The organism is Pseudomonas sp. CBZ-4 (assembly GCF_000346755.1).
In the GTDB taxonomy this organism is placed as follows: Bacteria; Pseudomonadota; Gammaproteobacteria; order Pseudomonadales; family Pseudomonadaceae; genus Aquipseudomonas.
Window position 1 is genome coordinate 1 of sequence record NZ_ANNV01000135.1, and the last position, 17,677, is coordinate 17,677.

At 63.3% G+C, this 17,677-nt stretch carries 4 protein-coding genes and 1 pseudogene; 4 read left to right on the forward strand and 1 reads right to left on the reverse strand.

Annotation, left to right across the window (positions count from 1 at the left end; genetic code table 11):
• Nucleotides 1-153, forward strand: a pseudogene (locus B348_RS1000000131105) (ribonucleotide-diphosphate reductase subunit beta); the annotation flags it as partial.
• A 126-nt stretch (nucleotides 154-279) separates the two neighbouring features.
• On the opposite strand, the gene B348_RS0118265 reads toward B348_RS1000000131105, so the two are convergent.
• Nucleotides 280-831: an RNA polymerase factor sigma-70 gene (locus tag B348_RS0118265; RefSeq protein WP_026136875.1), complete on the reverse strand. Its 552-nt coding sequence runs from the start codon at nucleotides 829-831 to the stop codon at nucleotides 280-282.
• A gap of 302 nt (nucleotides 832-1,133) precedes the next feature.
• Here B348_RS0118265 and B348_RS0118270 point away from each other — a divergent pair, with 302 nt between their 5' ends.
• From B348_RS0118270 to B348_RS0118280, 3 genes are all read left to right on the forward strand, one after another.
• Nucleotides 1,134-1,886, forward strand: a complete 753-nt coding sequence (locus tag B348_RS0118270; RefSeq protein WP_017737517.1) for a thioesterase II family protein — start codon at nucleotides 1,134-1,136, stop codon at nucleotides 1,884-1,886.
• A gap of 51 nt (nucleotides 1,887-1,937) precedes the next feature.
• Nucleotides 1,938-14,822 carry a non-ribosomal peptide synthetase gene (locus B348_RS0118275; protein ID WP_026136876.1) on the forward strand — a complete coding sequence of 4,295 codons (12,885 nt, stop codon included), beginning with the start codon at nucleotides 1,938-1,940 and terminating at the stop codon, nucleotides 14,820-14,822.
• Nucleotides 14,823-14,951: 129 nt separating this feature from the next.
• Nucleotides 14,952-17,666: a hypothetical protein gene (locus tag B348_RS0118280; protein WP_017737519.1), complete on the forward strand. Its 2,715-nt coding sequence runs from the start codon at nucleotides 14,952-14,954 to the stop codon at nucleotides 17,664-17,666.
• Nucleotides 17,667-17,677 lie beyond the last annotated feature (11 nt).

Genomic DNA, 17,677 nt, shown 5'->3' on the forward strand with positions numbered 1-17,677 from the left:
CGCCTGTCGCAGATTGGCTTGAAGGAAGAATACCCAGGGACGACTAACCCGTTCCCATGGATGAGCGAGATCATGGACTTGAAGAAAGAGAAGAACTTCTTTGAGACCCGTGTGATCGAGTACCAGACTGGCGGCGCGCTGAGCTGGGATTAAACATGTGGGAGCGGGCTTGCCCGCGATGGCGGTGGGTCAGCATCAAGATGCGGTGACTGACAGACTGCTATCGCGGGCAAGCCCGCTCCCACATTGGTTTTTCCTGCATCTGGTGCTGTGGTGTGTTCAGACCCTGCGCGCAAACGTATCGCTATGGCTGCCCGACACCTTGCGGCAATGCACCAGCGCATCGCGGATCATGAAGTTGACCAGGGTCGGCGACACGCCCAATTCCTTGGCGATGTCCTTTTGCGGCACGCCGTGCAGGCGGTACATCTCGAACGCATAGCGCGTGCGCTGGGGCAGCTCCGTCAGGGCGTCGGCGATGTTTTCCAGGGTGCTGAAGTTGATGTGCGAGGTTTCCGGTGAAGCGCCGTGAATAACCACATTCAAGCCTTCCTCTTCCGTGCCGGAGTATTTGAGCTCCAGGGCCTGCTTGCGATAGTGATCGATCGCCAGGTTGCGCACGATCTGGAACAGATAGCTCAATTGGGCCTTGAACGATGAGGTGATCGTCGGCGCCGATTGCAGCCGGAAGTAGGCGTCCTGCACTACGTCTTCGGCGCGGGAGCGGCACCCGGTAATACGTGCCGCGATCTTCACCAGGATCAGTCGATTATCGACAAAAGCCTGCAGAAGAGGTGAGTCGCACCTGCCTGTGGATACTTGTTCCGTCATGGAAAATCACCTTGTCGCAAAGAGGTTGGGGGAGGGCGTCCTTGCTGAGGCCTCCTACACATCGGGCAACAAATTATGCTTAATGATAATGATTGTCAAATGAGAAGGCGAACTAATCTTATGCTTTCTTGTGCGCTGTGAACCACGTCTCGCGCAAAGCCTGGGACTAATTATTTGCCCGCTCCGTCCGTTCTCTTGGGTGACAGGTCTGTTCGTGAAACGGCCAAGGAACAGCACCCGCAGGAGGGCGACATGGGTTTCTATCGTGCATACAGCGTGTTTCAGTTTGGAGTACTCGCCCGATGAGTACGCCGACGTGCCTGCGCCTGTTTTACCTGCCCTATTCGGGCGCCAGCGCCATGGTGTATGCCCGCTGGCGCCGGGCGATGCCGGCGTGGTTGCAGGTGTGCCCGCTGGAATTGCCCGGGCGCGGCATGCGCATGGACGAGCCGTTGCAGCGCGATATCAAGGCCCTGGCGGCGCAACTCGCCGACGAGATCGGCCGCGACCTCAACGGCCCTTACGCCTTGTTTGGCCACAGCCTCGGCGGCCTGCTGGCGTTCGAACTGGCCCACGCCCTGCGCGCACGCAACCTGCCGGCGCCCCTCGCGTTGTTTGCCTCTGGCACGGCGGGCCCGGCGCGGCGTGATGTCAGCGAATACGCCAGCGAAAAGACCGACGCCCAACTGCTCGCCCGCCTGCGCGAACTGCAAGGCACCGCTGAAGAAGCCCTGGCCAACCCCGAACTGATGGCGCTGATGCTGCCGATCCTGCGCGCCGACTTTTTGCTCTGCGGCAGCTTCACCTACGGCGAGCGCGCACCGTTGCGCTTGCCGATCCATGTGTTCGGCGGCAAGCAAGACAGCGTGCGCGCCGACCAGTTGCTCGACTGGCAGGACGACGCCGCCAGCGGCTTCTCCCTGGACATGTTCGACGGCCACCACTTCTTCCTCGTGCAGCACGAAAGCGCGGTGCTGCGCTGCATCCGCCGCTATGCCGACGAGCACCTGGCCCGCTGGCGCAACGACACGGCGCGGCAATTGATCGCCGGCTGAACGCACCCGACTTCCCGAATTTCCCGCAAGCCGATTTCAGGCAGGAACCCCATGATGGACGCCTTCGAACTTCCCCGCACCCTGGTCCAGTCCCTTCAACGTCGCGCCGCGCAGACCCCGGACCAGGTGGCCCTGCGCTTCCTCGCCGAATCCGCCGAGCACAGCGTCGTGCTCAGTTACCGTGACCTCGACCAACGCGCCCGCACCATCGCCGCTGCCTTGCAGGCCAACGCCGCGTTGGGCGACCGCGCGGTGCTGCTGTTCCCCAGCGGCCCGGACTATGTCGCGGCGTTTTTTGGTTGCCTGTACGCCGGGGTGATCGCGGTGCCGGCCTATCCGCCGGAGTCCACCCGTCGCCATCATCAGGAGCGCCTGCTGTCGATCATCAGCGATGCCGAGCCGCGCCTGTTGCTGACCATCGCCAGCCTCGCCGAAGGCTTGTCGCAGATCGAAAACGCACCACCGGTATTAAGCGTCGACAGCCTCGAAAATGCGGGCGACTGGATCGCCCCCGACCTGCAACCCGACGACATCGCCTTCCTGCAATACACCTCCGGTTCCACCGCCTTGCCCAAGGGCGTGCAAGTCAGCCACGGCAACCTGGTGGCCAACGAAGTGCTGATCCGCCGTGGCTTTGGCATCGACCTCAACCCCGACGACGTGATCGTCAGCTGGCTGCCGCTGTACCACGACATGGGCCTGATCGGCGGCCTGCTGCAACCGATTTTCAGCGGCGTGCCGTGCGTGCTGATGTCGCCGGCGTACTTCCTTGGCCGGCCGCTGCGCTGGCTGGAAGCGATCAGCGAGTACGGCGGCACCATCAGCGGCGGCCCGGATTTCGCCTACCGCCTGTGCAGCGAGCGGGTCAGCGAATCGGCCCTCGAACGCCTGGACTTGAGCAAATGGCGCGTGGCCTATTCCGGCTCCGAACCGATCCGCCTCGACACCCTGGAGCGCTTCGCCGAGAAGTTCGCCGTGTGTGGTTTTACCGCGGACAACTTCTTCGCCTCCTACGGGCTGGCCGAGGCGACCTTGTTTGTCGCCGGTGGCAAACGTGGCCACGGCATACCGGCGCTGCGCGTCGATGAGCAAGCGCTGGCCGCCAACCGCGCCGAGCCGGGGCAGGGCAGCGCGATCATGAGTTGCGGCACCAGCCAGCCGGAGCACGCGGTGCTGATTGCCGATCCGCACACCCTCACAGAGCTGCCGGACAGCTGCGTCGGTGAACTCTGGGCCAGCGGCCCCAGCATCGCCCACGGCTACTGGCGCAACCCCGAGGCCACGGCCAAAACCTTCGTGCAACACGCCGGCCGCACCTGGCTGCGCACTGGCGACCTGGGCTTTATCCGCTTTGGCGAGGTGTACATCACCGGGCGCCTGAAAGACCTGTTGATCGTCCGCGGGCACAACCTGTACCCCCAGGACATCGAACAAACCATCGAGCGCGAAGTGGAGGTGGTGCGCAAAGGCCGGGTCGCAGCGTTCGCGGTGAATGACGGCGGTCTGGAAGGCATCGGCATCGCCGCCGAAATCAGCCGCAGCGTGCAGAAAATCCTCACGCCCGAAGCACTGATCAAGGCGATCCGCCAAGCCGTCGCCGAGGCTTATCAAGAAGCGCCTTGCGTGGTGGTGTTGCTCAATCCCGGCGCGCTGCCGAAGACCTCCAGCGGCAAGGTACAGCGCGCAGCGTGCGGCCTGCGCCATGCCGATGGCAGCCTCGACAGCTACGCGCAATTCCCCGACCTGCAAGCGCCCGTCAATGACGCGGCGCTGGAATCCACGCTGCAAAACCAGATCGCCGCGATCTGGTGCGAACAGCTGAACCTGGCAACCGTGGCCGCCGACGATCACTTCTTCCTGCTCGGCGGCAACTCCATCACCGCCACCCAGGTGATTGCCCGTCTGCGTGAAACCCTGGGCCTGGAGCTGAACCTGCGCCTGCTGTTCGAAGCGCCGACGCTCGCGAGCTTTGCCGCCAGCGTCGCGCACTTGCAGCACGACGGCGGCGTTGCCCAAGGCGCCATCCAGCGCCTGTCGCGCCAGGAAGAGCTGCCGCAATCCCTGGCGCAAAACCGCCTGTGGATCACCTGGCAACTGGACCCCCACAGCAGCGCCTACACCATCCCCGGCGCGCTGCGCCTGCGTGGTGAGCTGGACGAAGACGCGGTGCGCCACAGCTTCCAGCAGCTGATCCAGCGCCACGAAGCCCTGCGCACGCGCTTCTACGAACGCGACGGCCAGGCCTTCCAACGGGTCGATCACACCACCGATTTCGACCTGCAAATCATCGACCTCAGCGACCTGCCCGCCGCCGAGCGCGAAGCCCGTGCGCAACAGATCCGCGAGGACGAAGCACGCACCCAGTTCGACCTGGAGCAAGGCCCGCTGCTGTGGGTGACCCTGGTACGCCTCGACGATGAAGATCATCAGTTACTGGTGACGTTGCACCACATCATTGCCGATGGCTGGTCGCTGAATATCCTCATCGATGAGTTCTCCCGCCTCTACGCCGCCGCGTGCCAAGGCGAGGCTTTGGAGCTGCCGCCACTGGCGCTGCACTACGCCGACTACGGCAGCTGGCAGCGTCAGTGGCTGGCCGAAGGTGAAGGCCAGCGCCAACTGGCGTACTGGAAAAACCAGTTGGGTGAAGAGCACCCAACGCTCAGTCTGGCGACCGACCACCCGCGCACGTCGCAGCAGATTCACAGCGCCTCGCGCCACAGCGTGCGGCTGGACGCGCGCCTCGGCGCCGCGATCCGTCAGACCGCCCAGGCCAACGAAGCCACGCCGTTCATGCTGTTGCTCGCGGCGTTCCAGACCTTGCTCTACCGCTACAGCGGCCAGCGCGATATCCGCATCGGCGTGCCCAACGCCAACCGCCCGCGCCAGGAAACCCAGGGCCTGATCGGCTTCTTCATCAACACCCAGGTCTTGCGTGCCGAGCTGGATGGACGGCTGCCGTTCAACCAATTACTGGCGGCCACCCGGGAGCGCACATTGGGCGCCCAGGCCCATCAGGACCTGCCCTTCGAACAACTGCTGGAAGCCTTCCCCCAGGCCCGCGAACAAGGCCTGTTCCAGGTCATGTTCAACCACCAGCAACGCGACCTCAGCGCCTTGCGCCGCCTGCCGGGGATGCTCGCCGACGAACTGGCGTGGCACAGCCGCGAAGCCAAGTTCGACCTGCAATTGCACAGCGAAGAAGACCGCAACGGGCGCCTGAGTTTGTCGTTCGACTACGCCGACGAACTGTTTGATACCACGACCATCGGGCGTCTGGCCGAACACTTCGTCAACCTGCTGCAAGCCGTGTGCGAGCAACCGCAGCAGGCTATCGGCGACCTGCAACTGATGCACAACGCATCGCAGCCGTGGGCCGCAGCACCGTGCACGCCAGCCCAGCAATGGCTGCCCGATTTGCTCAACGCCCAAACCTCGGACAGCACCGCGCTGGTCTGGCAGGACGGCAGCCTGAGCTTCGCCCAACTGCACACCCAGGCCAATCGCCTGGCCCACTACCTGCGCGACAAAGGTGTCGGCCCGGACGTGTGCGTGGCCATCGCCGCCGAGCGCTCGCCGCAACTGCTGATCGGCCTGCTCGCCATCATCAAGGCCGGCGGCGCCTATGTGCCGCTGGACCCGGATTACCCCGCCGAACGCCTGGCCTACATGCTCACCGACAGCGGCGTCGAACTGCTGCTGACCCAGACCTCGCTGCTGGAGCAATTGCCCGCCGCTGAAGGCGTGTGTGTGATCGCCATGGACAGCCTGCACCTCGACAGCTGGCCGACCCAGCCACCGGGCCTGCACCTGCACGGTGACAACCTCGCCTACGTGATCTACACCTCCGGCTCCACCGGCCAGCCCAAAGGCGTGGGCAATACGCATGCGGCCCTGGCTGAACGCTTGCAGTGGATGCAGGCCACTTATCAACTCAACGAAACCGACGTGCTGATGCAAAAGGCGCCGATCAGTTTCGACGTGTCGGTGTGGGAATGCTTCTGGCCGCTGATCACCGGCTGCCGCCTGGTGCTGGCCGGCCCCGGCGAGCATCGCGACCCGCACCGTATCGCGCAGTTGGTGCAGCAGCACGGCGTGACCACGCTGCACTTCGTGCCGCCGCTGTTGCAGCTGTTTATCGACGAACCGCTGGCGGCCGAATGCACCAGCCTGCGTCGCCTGTTCTCCGGTGGCGAAGCCTTGCCCGCCGAGTTGCGCAACCGTGTGTTGGCGCAGTTGCCGGCGGTGCAGTTGCACAACCGCTACGGGCCGACGGAAACCGCGATCAACGTCACCCACTGGCATTGCCACGCTGAAGACGGCGAGCGTTCGCCGATTGGCCGGCCGCTGGGCAATGTGATCTGCCGCGTACTGGATGACCACCTCAACCTGCTGCCCCTCGGCGTGCCGGGTGAACTGTGCATCGGTGGCATCGGCCTGGCGCGGGGTTATCTCGGCCGCGCCGGCTTGACCGCCGAACGTTTTATCGCGGACCCGCTGGGTGAGGCGGGCGCACGCCTGTATCGCACCGGCGACCGTGTGCGCTGGAGCGCCGACGGCGTGCTCGAATACCTCGGCCGCCTCGATCAACAGGTCAAGCTGCGCGGCTTTCGCGTGGAGCCGGAAGAAATCGAAGCGCGCCTGCTGGCCCTCGATGGCATCGCCCAAGCCGTGGTGCTGGTGCGGGATGCGCAGTTGATCGGCTACTACACCGCCCACAGCGATTTGAACGAAGAGGAGGTGAAAACCGCCCTGGCCGCCGAGCTGCCGGAGTACATGGTGCCCGCGCTGCTGATGTGCCTGGACGCGATGCCCCTGAGCCCCAGCGGCAAACTCGACCGCCGTGCCTTGCCGGAGCCCGTGTGGCAAACCCGTGAACACATCGAACCCGAAACCGCGCTGCAACAGCAGATCGCCGCGATCTGGCGCGAAGTCCTCGGCCTGCCACGTATCGGCCTGCGCGATGACTTCTTCGCCCTCGGCGGGCACTCGCTGCTGGCCACGCAAATCATCTCGCGCACCCGCCAGGCCTGCGACGTCGAGCTGCCACTGCGCACCTTGTTCGAAGCCAGCGAGCTGGGCGCGTTTGCCGAACAGGTCGGGCTGATCCAGGCCTCGGGCCAGCGCAACCAACAGACCGCCATCGCCAGGGTCGACCGCAGCCAACCGGTGCCGCTGTCCTATTCCCAGCAGCGCATGTGGTTCCTCTGGCAGATGGAGCCGGACAGCCCGGCGTACAACGTCGGCGGCATGACGCGCCTGCGTGGCGTGCTGGATGTGGGGCGCTTCGAGGCGGCGTTGCAGGCCTTGGTCATGCGTCACGAAACCCTGCGCACCACCTTCCCCAGTGTCGATGGCGTGGCCTATCAAAAGGTCGCGGCGCAAACCGGCCTGCGCATGGACTGGCAGGACTTCTCGGCGCTGGACGAAGCCACGCGCCAACAACGCCTGCAACAGCTGGCCGACCATGAGGCCCACACCCCGTTCAACCTGGAAACCGGCCCGTTGCTGCGCGCCTGCGTGGTCAAGGCCGGCGAACGCGAGCACTACCTGGTGCTGACCCTGCACCACATCGTCACCGAAGGCTGGGCCATGGACATCTTTGCCCGTGAACTCAGCGCGCTCTATGAAGCCTTCATCGACGAGCGCGCCTCGCCACTGGCGCCGCTGGCGGTGCAATACCTCGACTACAGCGTGTGGCAGCGCCAGTGGCTGGAATCCGGCGAACGCCAGCGCCAACTGGACTACTGGACCGCGCAACTGGGCCACGAACATCCGTTGCTGGAGCTGCCCGGCGACCGTCCACGCCCGCCGGTGCAAAGCCACCGGGGCGAGTTGTACCGCTTCGACTTGAGCGATGACCTGGCCGCCCGCGTGCGTGCCTTCAACGCCGAGCGCGGCCTGACCCTGTTCATGACCATGACCGCCACCCTGGCCGTATTGCTCTACCGCTACAGCGGCCAGACCGACCTGCGCATCGGCGCGCCGGTGGCCAACCGCATTCGCCCGGAAAGCGAAGGGCTGATCGGCGCGTTCCTCAACACGCAAGTGCTGCGCTGCCAGCTCAACGGGCAGATGAATGTCGGCGAATTGTTCGAGCAAGTACGCCACACCGTGATCGAAGGCCAGTCCCACCAGGACCTGCCGTTCGACCACTTGGTCGAAGCCCTGCAACCGCCGCGCAGCGCGGCGTACAACCCGCTGTTCCAGGTGATGTGCAACGTGCAGCGCTGGGAATTCCAGCAAAGCCGCGAACTGGCCGGCATGACCGTCGAGTACCTGGCCAACGATGCCCGCGCGACCAAGTTCGACCTCAACCTGGAGGTCACCGACCTTGACCATCGCCTGGGTTGCTGCCTGACCTACAGCACCGACTTGTTCGACGAGCCGCGCATTGCGCGCATGGCCGAGCATTGGCGCAACTTGCTGGAAGCGTTGATCGCCGATCCGCAACAACGTCTCAGCGAACTGCCATTGCTCAGCGCCGCCGAGCAACGCGCGTTGCAGGACAGCCTGGGCGTCGTGAGGGGCGAGCACCGCCTCGACCACTGCATCCATCAGTTGTTCAGCCAACAGGCGCTGGCCCGTGGCGATGCCCCGGCGCTGACCTTTGCCGGCGTGACCCTCAGCTATCGCGAACTGAACGAGCGCGCCAACCGCCTGGGCTGGATGCTGCGCGAGCGCGGCGTCGGCCCGCAGGTGCGCGTCGGCCTGGCGCTGCCGCGCTCCCTGGAGATGGTCATCGGCTTGCTGGCGATCCTCAAGGCCGGCGGCGCCTATGTGCCGCTGGACCCGGAATACCCGCTCGACCGCCTGCACTACATGATCGAAGACAGCGACATCGGCCTGCTGCTCAGTGATGCTTTGATGTTCGAAGCCCTCGGCGAGTTGCCGGCGACCGTGGCGTGCTGGTGCCTGGAAGATGACCTGCCGGTGCTCGCCAATTACCCGGCGGATGAGTTGCCGTTTATCAATCTGCCGCAGCATCAGGCGTACCTGATCTACACCTCGGGCTCCACCGGCAAGCCGAAAGGCGTGGTGGTGGCCCACGGTGAAATCGCCATGCATTGCCAGGCTGTGATCGAACGTTTCGGCATGCGCGCGGACGATTGCGAGCTGCACTTCTATTCGATCAACTTCGACGCCGCCACCGAGCGTCTGCTGGTGCCGCTGCTCAGCGGCGCGCAGGTGGTCTTGCGTGCCCAGGGGCAATGGGACGCGGAAGAAATCTGCGCGCTGATCCGCAACCACCGTATCAATATCCTCGGCTTCACGCCGAGCTACGGCAGCCAATTGGCGCAGTGGCTGGCGACCCAGCAGCAGACCCTGCCGGTGCGCATGTGCATCACCGGCGGCGAGGCGCTGACCGGTGAGCATTTGCAGCGTATCCGCGCGGCGTTCCAGCCCGAGGTGTTCTTCAACGCCTATGGCCCGACCGAAACCGTGGTGATGCCGCTGGCCAGCCTTGCGCCCGAGCAACTGGAAGAAGGCGCTGGCAGCGTGCCGATCGGCAGCATCATTGGTGACCGCGTAGCGTACATTCTCGACGCCGACCTGGCCTTGGTGCCGCAAGGCGCGACCGGCGAGTTGTACGTCGGCGGCGCCGGTCTGGCGCAGGGGTATCACCAGCGTCCGGGGATGACGGCGGAGCGGTTTGTCGCCGACCCGTTTGCCGGCAATGGCGGGCGCCTGTATCGCACCGGTGACCTGGTGCGCCAACGCGCCGATGGTTTGGTGGAGTACTTGGGGCGGATTGACCATCAGGTGAAGATCCGTGGTTTCCGCATCGAACTGGGCGAGATCGAAACCCGCCTGCTGGAGCACGAAGCGGTGCGCGAAGCTGTGGTGCTGGCGTTGGATTCGCCAAGCGGCAAACAGTTGGTGGCGTATCTGGTCAGCGATGCCGATCACGCTACACTGCGTGATGCGCTGAAAGCTCACCTCAAGGCGCAACTGCCGGACTACATGGTGCCTGCGCACCTGACAGTGCTGGACAGCATGCCGCTGACCGCCAACGGCAAGCTCGACCGCCGCGCCCTGCCGCAGCCGGACCCCGACGCCAATCGCCAACACTACGTAGCGCCACGCAATGAACTGGAAAGCACCTTGGCGGCGATCTGGTGCGCGGTGTTGAACGTGCAGCAAGTCGGCCTCGACGATAACTTCTTTGAACTGGGCGGCGACTCGATCCTGTCGATCCAGGTGGTCAGCCGTGCGCGCCAGGCCGGGATTCATTTCAGCCCGCGCGACCTGTTCCAGCACCAGACCGTGCAAACCCTGGCGGCCGTGGCCACGCGCTCCGAGCAGGTCACGGCGGAGCAGGGCGTGTTGAGCGGCAGCTCGGGCCTGACGCCGATCCAGCATTGGTTCTTCGACACCGAGATTGCCCAGCGTCAGCACTGGAATCAGGCGCTGCTGCTCAAGCCGCTGCAACTGCTGGATCCGCACCGCCTGGAGCAAGCGCTGCTGGCGGTGCTGGAACACCACGACGCCCTGCGCCTGAGCTTCACCCAGCGCGATGCGCAGTGGCACGCCGAGCACCTGGCCGTGCCCCAAGGCGGCGTGCTGATGCAGGCGCAAGTGCGCGACATGCAAGATTGCACCGCGCTGTTCACCGATACCCAGCGCAGCCTCGACCTGCAACACGGCCCGCTGCTGCGCGCCTTGCTGGTGGACGGCCCCGAGGGCCAGCAACGCCTGCTGATCGCGATCCATCACCTGGTGGTGGATGGCGTGTCGTGGCGCGTATTGCTGGAAGACCTGCAAAACGTCTACCGCCAGTTGAGCGACGGCCAGTCCGTCAGCCTGCCGGCCAAGACCAGCGCGCTGCGTGACTGGGCCGCGCGTTTGCAGGCGTATGCCGGCAGCGAATCCCTGCGTGAAGAACTCGGCGTGTGGCAAGAACAGTTGGCCGGGCCTGCGCTCGCGTTGCCGGCGGACCGCCCCCACGGCAGCCTGCGCAACCGCGATGCCGACACCGTCAGCGTGCGCCTGGATGCCGAGCACACGCGCCAGTTGCTGCAACAGGCGCCGAGTGCCTATCGCACCCAGGTCAACGACCTGCTGCTGACCGCCCTGGCCCGTGTGTTGTGCCGCTGGAGCGGACAGCCTTCGGCGCTGATCCAGCTGGAAGGCCATGGCCGCGAAACCCTGTTCGACGATATCGACCTGACCCGCAGCGTCGGCTGGTTCACCAGCGCTTACCCGCTGCGCCTGACGCCGCAGTTGGAGCAGGGCGCTTCGATCAAGGCGATCAAGGAGCAACTGCGCGGCGTGCCGCACAAAGGCCTGGGTTATGGCGTGTTGCGCTATCTTGCGGACGACCTGACCCAGCACACCCTGGCCGCACTGCCGAGCGCCGAGATCACCTTCAACTACCTCGGCCAGTTCGACCAGAGCTTCGGCAGCGCGGCGCTGTTCCACCCGCTGGACGAATCCGCCGGCCTCGCCCATGACCCCGACGCGCCGCTGCCCAACGCCTTGAGCGTCGACAGCCAGGTGTACGGCGGTGAACTGGTGCTGCGCTGGACCTTCAGCCGCGAACGCCACGATCAGCAGACCATTCGCGCGTTGGCCGACGCCTACCTCGCCGAACTGCACAGCCTGATCGCCCATTGCCTGCGGGACGATGCCGGTGGCCTCACGCCGTCGGACTTCCCACTGGCGCACCTGAGCCAAGCGCAGCTGGATGCGTTGCCGGTGCCGGCCAGCGCCATCGAAGACGTGTACCCGCTGACCCCGATGCAGGAAGGCCTGCTGCTGCACACCCTGCTGGAACCGGGCACCGGCCTCTACTACATGCAGGACCGCTACCGTATCAACAGCGCGCTGGACCCCGAGCGTTTCGCCCAGGCCTGGCAGGCGGTGATCGCCCGTCACGAAGCCTTGCGTGCGTCGTTCTGCTGGAACGTCGGCGCCGACATGCTGCAAGTGATCCACAAGCCGGGCAGCACACCGATCGAGTACCTGGACTGGAGCAATGATCCCGAAACCGAGCAGGAACCGCGCCTGCAAGCCTTGCTCAAGCAAGAGCGCGAAGCCGGTTTCGATCTGCTCAACCAGGCGCCGTTCCACCTGCGTTTGATTCGCGTCGGTGCCGAGCGCTACTGGTTCATGATGAGCAACCACCACATCCTGATCGATGCGTGGTGCCGTTCGCTGCTGATGAATGACTTCTTCGACATTTACATGGCCCTCGGCGAAGGCCGCGACGCGCAACTGGCCACGCCGCCGCGCTACCGCGACTACATTGCCTGGCTGCAACGCCAGGACCTGGACGAGGCGCGCCAGTGGTGGCAGCAGAACCTGCAAGGCTTTGAGCGCACCACGCCGATCCCCAGCGACCGACCCTTCATGCGCGACCACGCGGGCCACGGCGGCATGGTGGTGGGCGACTGCTACACCCGCCTCGATGCCCGCGACGGTGCGCAACTGCGTGAACTGGCCCAGGCTCACCAGCTGACCGTCAACACCTTCGCCCAAGCGGCGTGGGCCTTGGTACTGCGGCGTTTGAGCGGCGACCGCGACGTGCTGTTTGGCGTCACCGTGGCCGGTCGCCCGGTGGAAATGCCCGAGATGCAACGCACCGTCGGCCTGTTTATCAACAGCATCGCGCTGCGGGTGAAACTGCCCGAGGACGATCAAGCGTGCAGCGTGCGCCAATGGCTGAGCGGCCTGCTCGACAGCAATATGCAGCTGCGCGAGTACGAATACCTGCCGCTGGTGACAATCCAGGAGCACAGCGAACTGCCCAAGGGCCAGCCGCTGTTCGACAGCCTGTTCGTGTTCGAAAACGCGCCGGTGGAAGTCTCGGTGCTGGACCGTGCGCAAAGCCTGAATGCCACTTCGGATTCCGGGCGGACCCACACCAACTTCCCGTTGACGGCGGTGTGTTATCCGGGCGATGACCTGGGTTTGCACCTGTCCTATGACCAACGTTATTTCGACGAAAGCACCGTGCAAGGCATGCTTGGCGAGTTCAAGCGCCTGCTGCTGGCGCTGGTGCAGGGCTTCCATGGCAACATGGCCGAGCTGCCGCTGATTGGCGAGCAGGAGCGTGAATTCCTCGTAGAGGGCTGCAATCAGAGCGAGCATGACTATCCGCTGGAAAGCAGCTATGTCGCGCTGTTCGAAAGCCAGGTCGCCGCGCATCCGCAACGTATCGCCGCGAGTTGCCTGGACCAGCACTGGACCTACGATGAGCTGAACCGCCGCAGCAACGGCCTGGGCCATGCGTTGATCGAAGCGGGCGTGGGTCTGGATCAGCCGGTGGCGTTGCTGGGCGAGCGCAACCTCGACCTGCTGGGCATGATCATCGGCAGCTTCAAGGCCGGTGCCGGTTATCTGCCGCTGGACCCTGGGCTGCCGAGCCAGCGGTTGCGCAGCATCATCGACCTGAGCCGCACACCGTTGCTGGTGTGTACCGAAGCGTGCCGCGAGCAGGCCATCGAGTTGCTCGAAGGCTTCGACTGCCAGTTGCTGGTGTGGGAAGAAGTGCCGGCCCGTGGGGCGAATCCCGAGGTCTACAGCGGCCCGGACAACCTCGCCTACGTGATCTACACCTCGGGTTCCACCGGCTTGCCCAAAGGCGTGATGGTCGAACAGCGCGGCATGCTCAACAATCAGCTGAGCAAGGTGCCGTACCTGGACCTGAGCGACGCGGATGTGATCGCGCAGACCGCCTCGCAGAGCTTTGATATTTCCGTGTGGCAGTTCCTCGCCGCGCCGCTGTTTGGTGCGCGGGTGGATATCGTGCCGAACGCGCTGGCCCATGATCCGCAAGGGTTGCTTGAGCATGTCCAGGCGCAAGGCATCACGGTGCTGGAGAGCGTACCGTCACTGATCCAGGGCATGCTGGCCCAGGACCGTATCGGCCTCGATGGCCTGCGCTGGATGCTGCCGACGGGCGAAGCCATGCCGCCGGAGCTGGCGCACCAGTGGTTGCAGCGTTATCCCGGGATTGGCCTGGTGAACGCCTATGGCCCGGCGGAATGCTCCGATGACGTGGCGTTCTTCCGCGTCGATGCCGCATCGACCCGTGGCACTTACCTGCCGATTGGTACGCCGACCGACAACAACCGCTTGTACCTGCTGGACGGCGCACTGGAGCTGGTGCCGCAAGGCGCGGTCGGTGAGTTGTGCGTGGCCGGTACGGGCGTCGGCCGTGGTTACGTCAGCGACCCACTGCGCACTGCGCCGGTGTTTGTGCCGAACCCGTTTGGCGCAGCGGGCGAGCGTCTGTATCGCACCGGCGACCTTGCACGGCGGCGCAGTGATGGGGTGTTGGAGTATGTCGGGCGGATCGACCATCAGGTGAAGATTCGCGGCTACCGCATCGAACTGGGGGAAATCGAAGCGCGTCTGCATGAGCAACCGGAAGTGCGCGATGCGGCCGTCGGCGTGCAGGAAGGCGTCAACGGCAAGCACCTGGTCGGCTACCTGGTAGCGGCGGATGAAGCGCTGAACCCGAGCGAACGCCTGGACCGCATCAAGCAACGCCTGCGCGCCGAACTGCCGGAATACATGGTGCCGCTGCACTGGCTGTGGCTCGAGCGCCTGCCGCTGAATGCCAACGGCAAGCTCGACCGCAAGGCGTTGCCTACGCTCGAGATCGGCCAGCTGCAGAGCCAGGATTACCTGGCGCCGCGCAATGAACTGGAAGTCACCCTGGCCGCGATCTGGGCCGAGGTGCTGAAAGTGGAAAGGGTGGGCGTACAGGACAACTTCTTTGAACTGGGCGGGCACTCGTTGCTGGCCACGCAGATTGCCTCGCGGGTGCAGAAGACCTTGCAGCGCGATGTGCCGCTAAGGGCGATGTTCGAGTGCAGCACGGTGGCGGAGTTGGCCGGGTATATCGAGGGGTTGGCGGCGAATGAGATCAGCGCGGAGAAGGTGGATCGGTTGAGTGATTTGATGGCGGAGTTGGAAGGGATGTGAGCGGGCCTTTGGTCAGAACTGTCAGATCTGACAGTAGGCAAAGCTTCTGATCCAAGCGTTAGATAGCCGAAGTCTCTGGCCTGCAAGGCCAGCCTCGACAGTTATCTAACGCTGGACAGGAGTCTTATCGTGGCTAAAAAACCGATCCCAAAAAAAACGTTATCTCCTCAACCTGACAAAACTGCACCTCGGCCACCGAAAAAGCCCAAGGCGCAATTCCCTGTTCCTATCGTCAAGTTCGCAGCCAATAACAGCGTGCTCTACCCCATGGATGCGATCGATGGGACTGAGGCCAAGCTGACGCTACCTACGGGGGCGACGGACTGCACATTTTTCATCGCTATCAAGGATCAGGCCGAGCCTGCATTCGACCCCATCTTTGTGGATGACGGCGATGATGTCGTCCCGATTTCTCCGCAGTTACTCAGCCTGATGATCGGGCACACGGTGCTGATGCGGTACAGGGCTATTGTGGGGGGCAAAGAGGAAGAGTCCCTGGTGCTGGAGCTGGAAGTTCAGTTATTGAGGGAGGGGGATCTGGTTGGATCGAGGCCGGTGTATGAGCACTCCAAGAATGAGTGGAACACTTGGTGGCTGAGGATGCATAGCTTCACGGGTGATGAAACCGTCAAAATCGAGGCATGGCCCTTAATCTATCCGGGGCAACGGTTGTTTGCCACGGTCGCCGGTAACCAGCACATTGCGCCGTATCGCTTCATCTGGATTGCGCTGGATCATGTGGTACAGCCCCATGAGGCTCATGCGGGTTATGTCTTCAGGTTTCCTCTTTCACGCTCATGGATGTCCAGGCTGGATGACTACTCGGCGCTGACGGCCCACTTGGGGGTCATTTGGGATGGAACCAGGCCTGTATTTCCTGATCCAGGCGACCCTCTTCTTGAAAACCCGCTGCCTATCAACGCCCAGGATTTCCACTTGCGTACCACCACGCTGCTGCAGGTGGACCCGTACCAGGACTTGCCTCCTCCGCATCTGCGCCAGTCTGTGGACTACAACGGTGGGTGGCACCTTAATCCCGAGCTCACTAAAGAGGGGGGCGATGTCGACATTCCCGGCCTGGATACCTATGCGGGCGATCGCGTCTGTTTTTTTGTGGGCGGGCCGGGATTCGCGACGAAACCGCTAGGTTGCGTGGTCATTGAACACGATGGGGATCCGGCGTCGGTCAAACTATCGGCCTGTATCGTTGCCTGTTTATTCAATGAGTCGATGACGCTGACCTACACCCTTGCATTCAACGAAAGTGAACAGTCATCACCTGCACGGGACGTCAGCGTATCGGTACCCCGGTTCGTTCATCCAACTATTGAAGAAGCAACTAACGGCACAGTGGATCTCAGCACATTCCCAATGGACGCGACTGGTTTTATGCCTGTCTGGGCCTATGCCGAGTGTTCGAAATGTTGCTGGATGTGGATCACTGGTAAAGATGACGACGGTACTGCTTACCGATTCGATGTTTTGATGGATGCACCTGTTACAGACGAGTGGAAGGCGAACGGGGTTGATGCGCCCATCCTAAGAGCCGACCTGAAAAAGTTGGCCGATTGCAGCGAGTTTGAACTGCACTTTTCGGCGAGTTTTTGTGAGGCGTGTGATCTGGCGAGTGCTCATGCATTTCCTGTGCAGACGTTCAAAATCGAGCAGGAGCCTCTGACCCTGACCGCGCCCAAGGTGACGGAGGCCGTGGGCACCAACTTGACGGCTTACAATGGGCGCAACGGCGTGCATGTCGAGGTGGATTACGTGGGTAACCACGCCAAGCACACCATCAGTGTCTGCTGGAAAAAATCGAATGGCACTTGCTGGCCGTTGGCGTCGAAACCGGGCAGTTCCACAGGGGCTATCATTTTCGCCCTGCCGCCGGATGCAATGATCGAGAGCATCGGTAAAACCGTAGAAATCACTTTTACCGTGACCACCGCGTGCAAGGTACAGACTTCACCGCCTTTGAACTTGAATATCAGTATCCCTGTGCGTTTGCCAACGCCTGCGGTGACAGAGGCTACGCCACACGCCACTCAAGGCGGGACCTTGGACCTGCGTACCTTTGTCGGTGATGCTCATATCACAGTGGAAAAATGGTGGTTCATGCTGTTGGGGCAGATCGGTTGGCTCAAATGCACAGGCACCGCCGACGCGAGTGGATCCCCTTACACCATCAATGTGGCGATTGCCGAACCGATCACCACAAGTGATCTTTCCAATGGCCTGAAAAAACTACTCCCGCGTGCAGAGTTGGAGAAGCTGCGCAACAGAACCCCTCTGGTCGTCGAACACCAAGCGACGCCGGATGTTGGCGGTGTTCAGAGCAATGCGATTGCGTTCCCTGTGTTGAATCTGGAGTTCCGTAAGGCGTTCTACCACCACACAGACTTCGACCCAGCAGGCAAAGGTTGGAACGGCTGGCAAAGAGGGCCGGGTGCTTCGGACCTCAGGGATCTGATTGAAAAAACAGGTGCAGTGCCTGGGAAACCTAGCGGGTATTTCTTGTTTGACTGGGGTTACACCAACACAACCGATCCAGCCACGCAAAGTGTGAAACTGTTTCAGACATTCACTGGGCTGGAGGTGGGGCGTCAGCACAAGTTCAGTGCTTGGGTTCGTGATAACAGTGGGGTAGGCAATAAACCACGGTTGGTGCTTACGGCCGATGGGGTGGATGTTTCGCCAGTAACGTTGCCGTCTAGGACTTGGGAACTTATCCAAGGCGTCTTCACTGCGGCGTCAAGTTCGGCGTCGCTCACGTTTGAAAACCGTCAGATGGGGATAGCGCCAGGTAATGACTTTGATGTGACTCAGATGACGGTGGAGGAAATTTGATCAGCAATGGC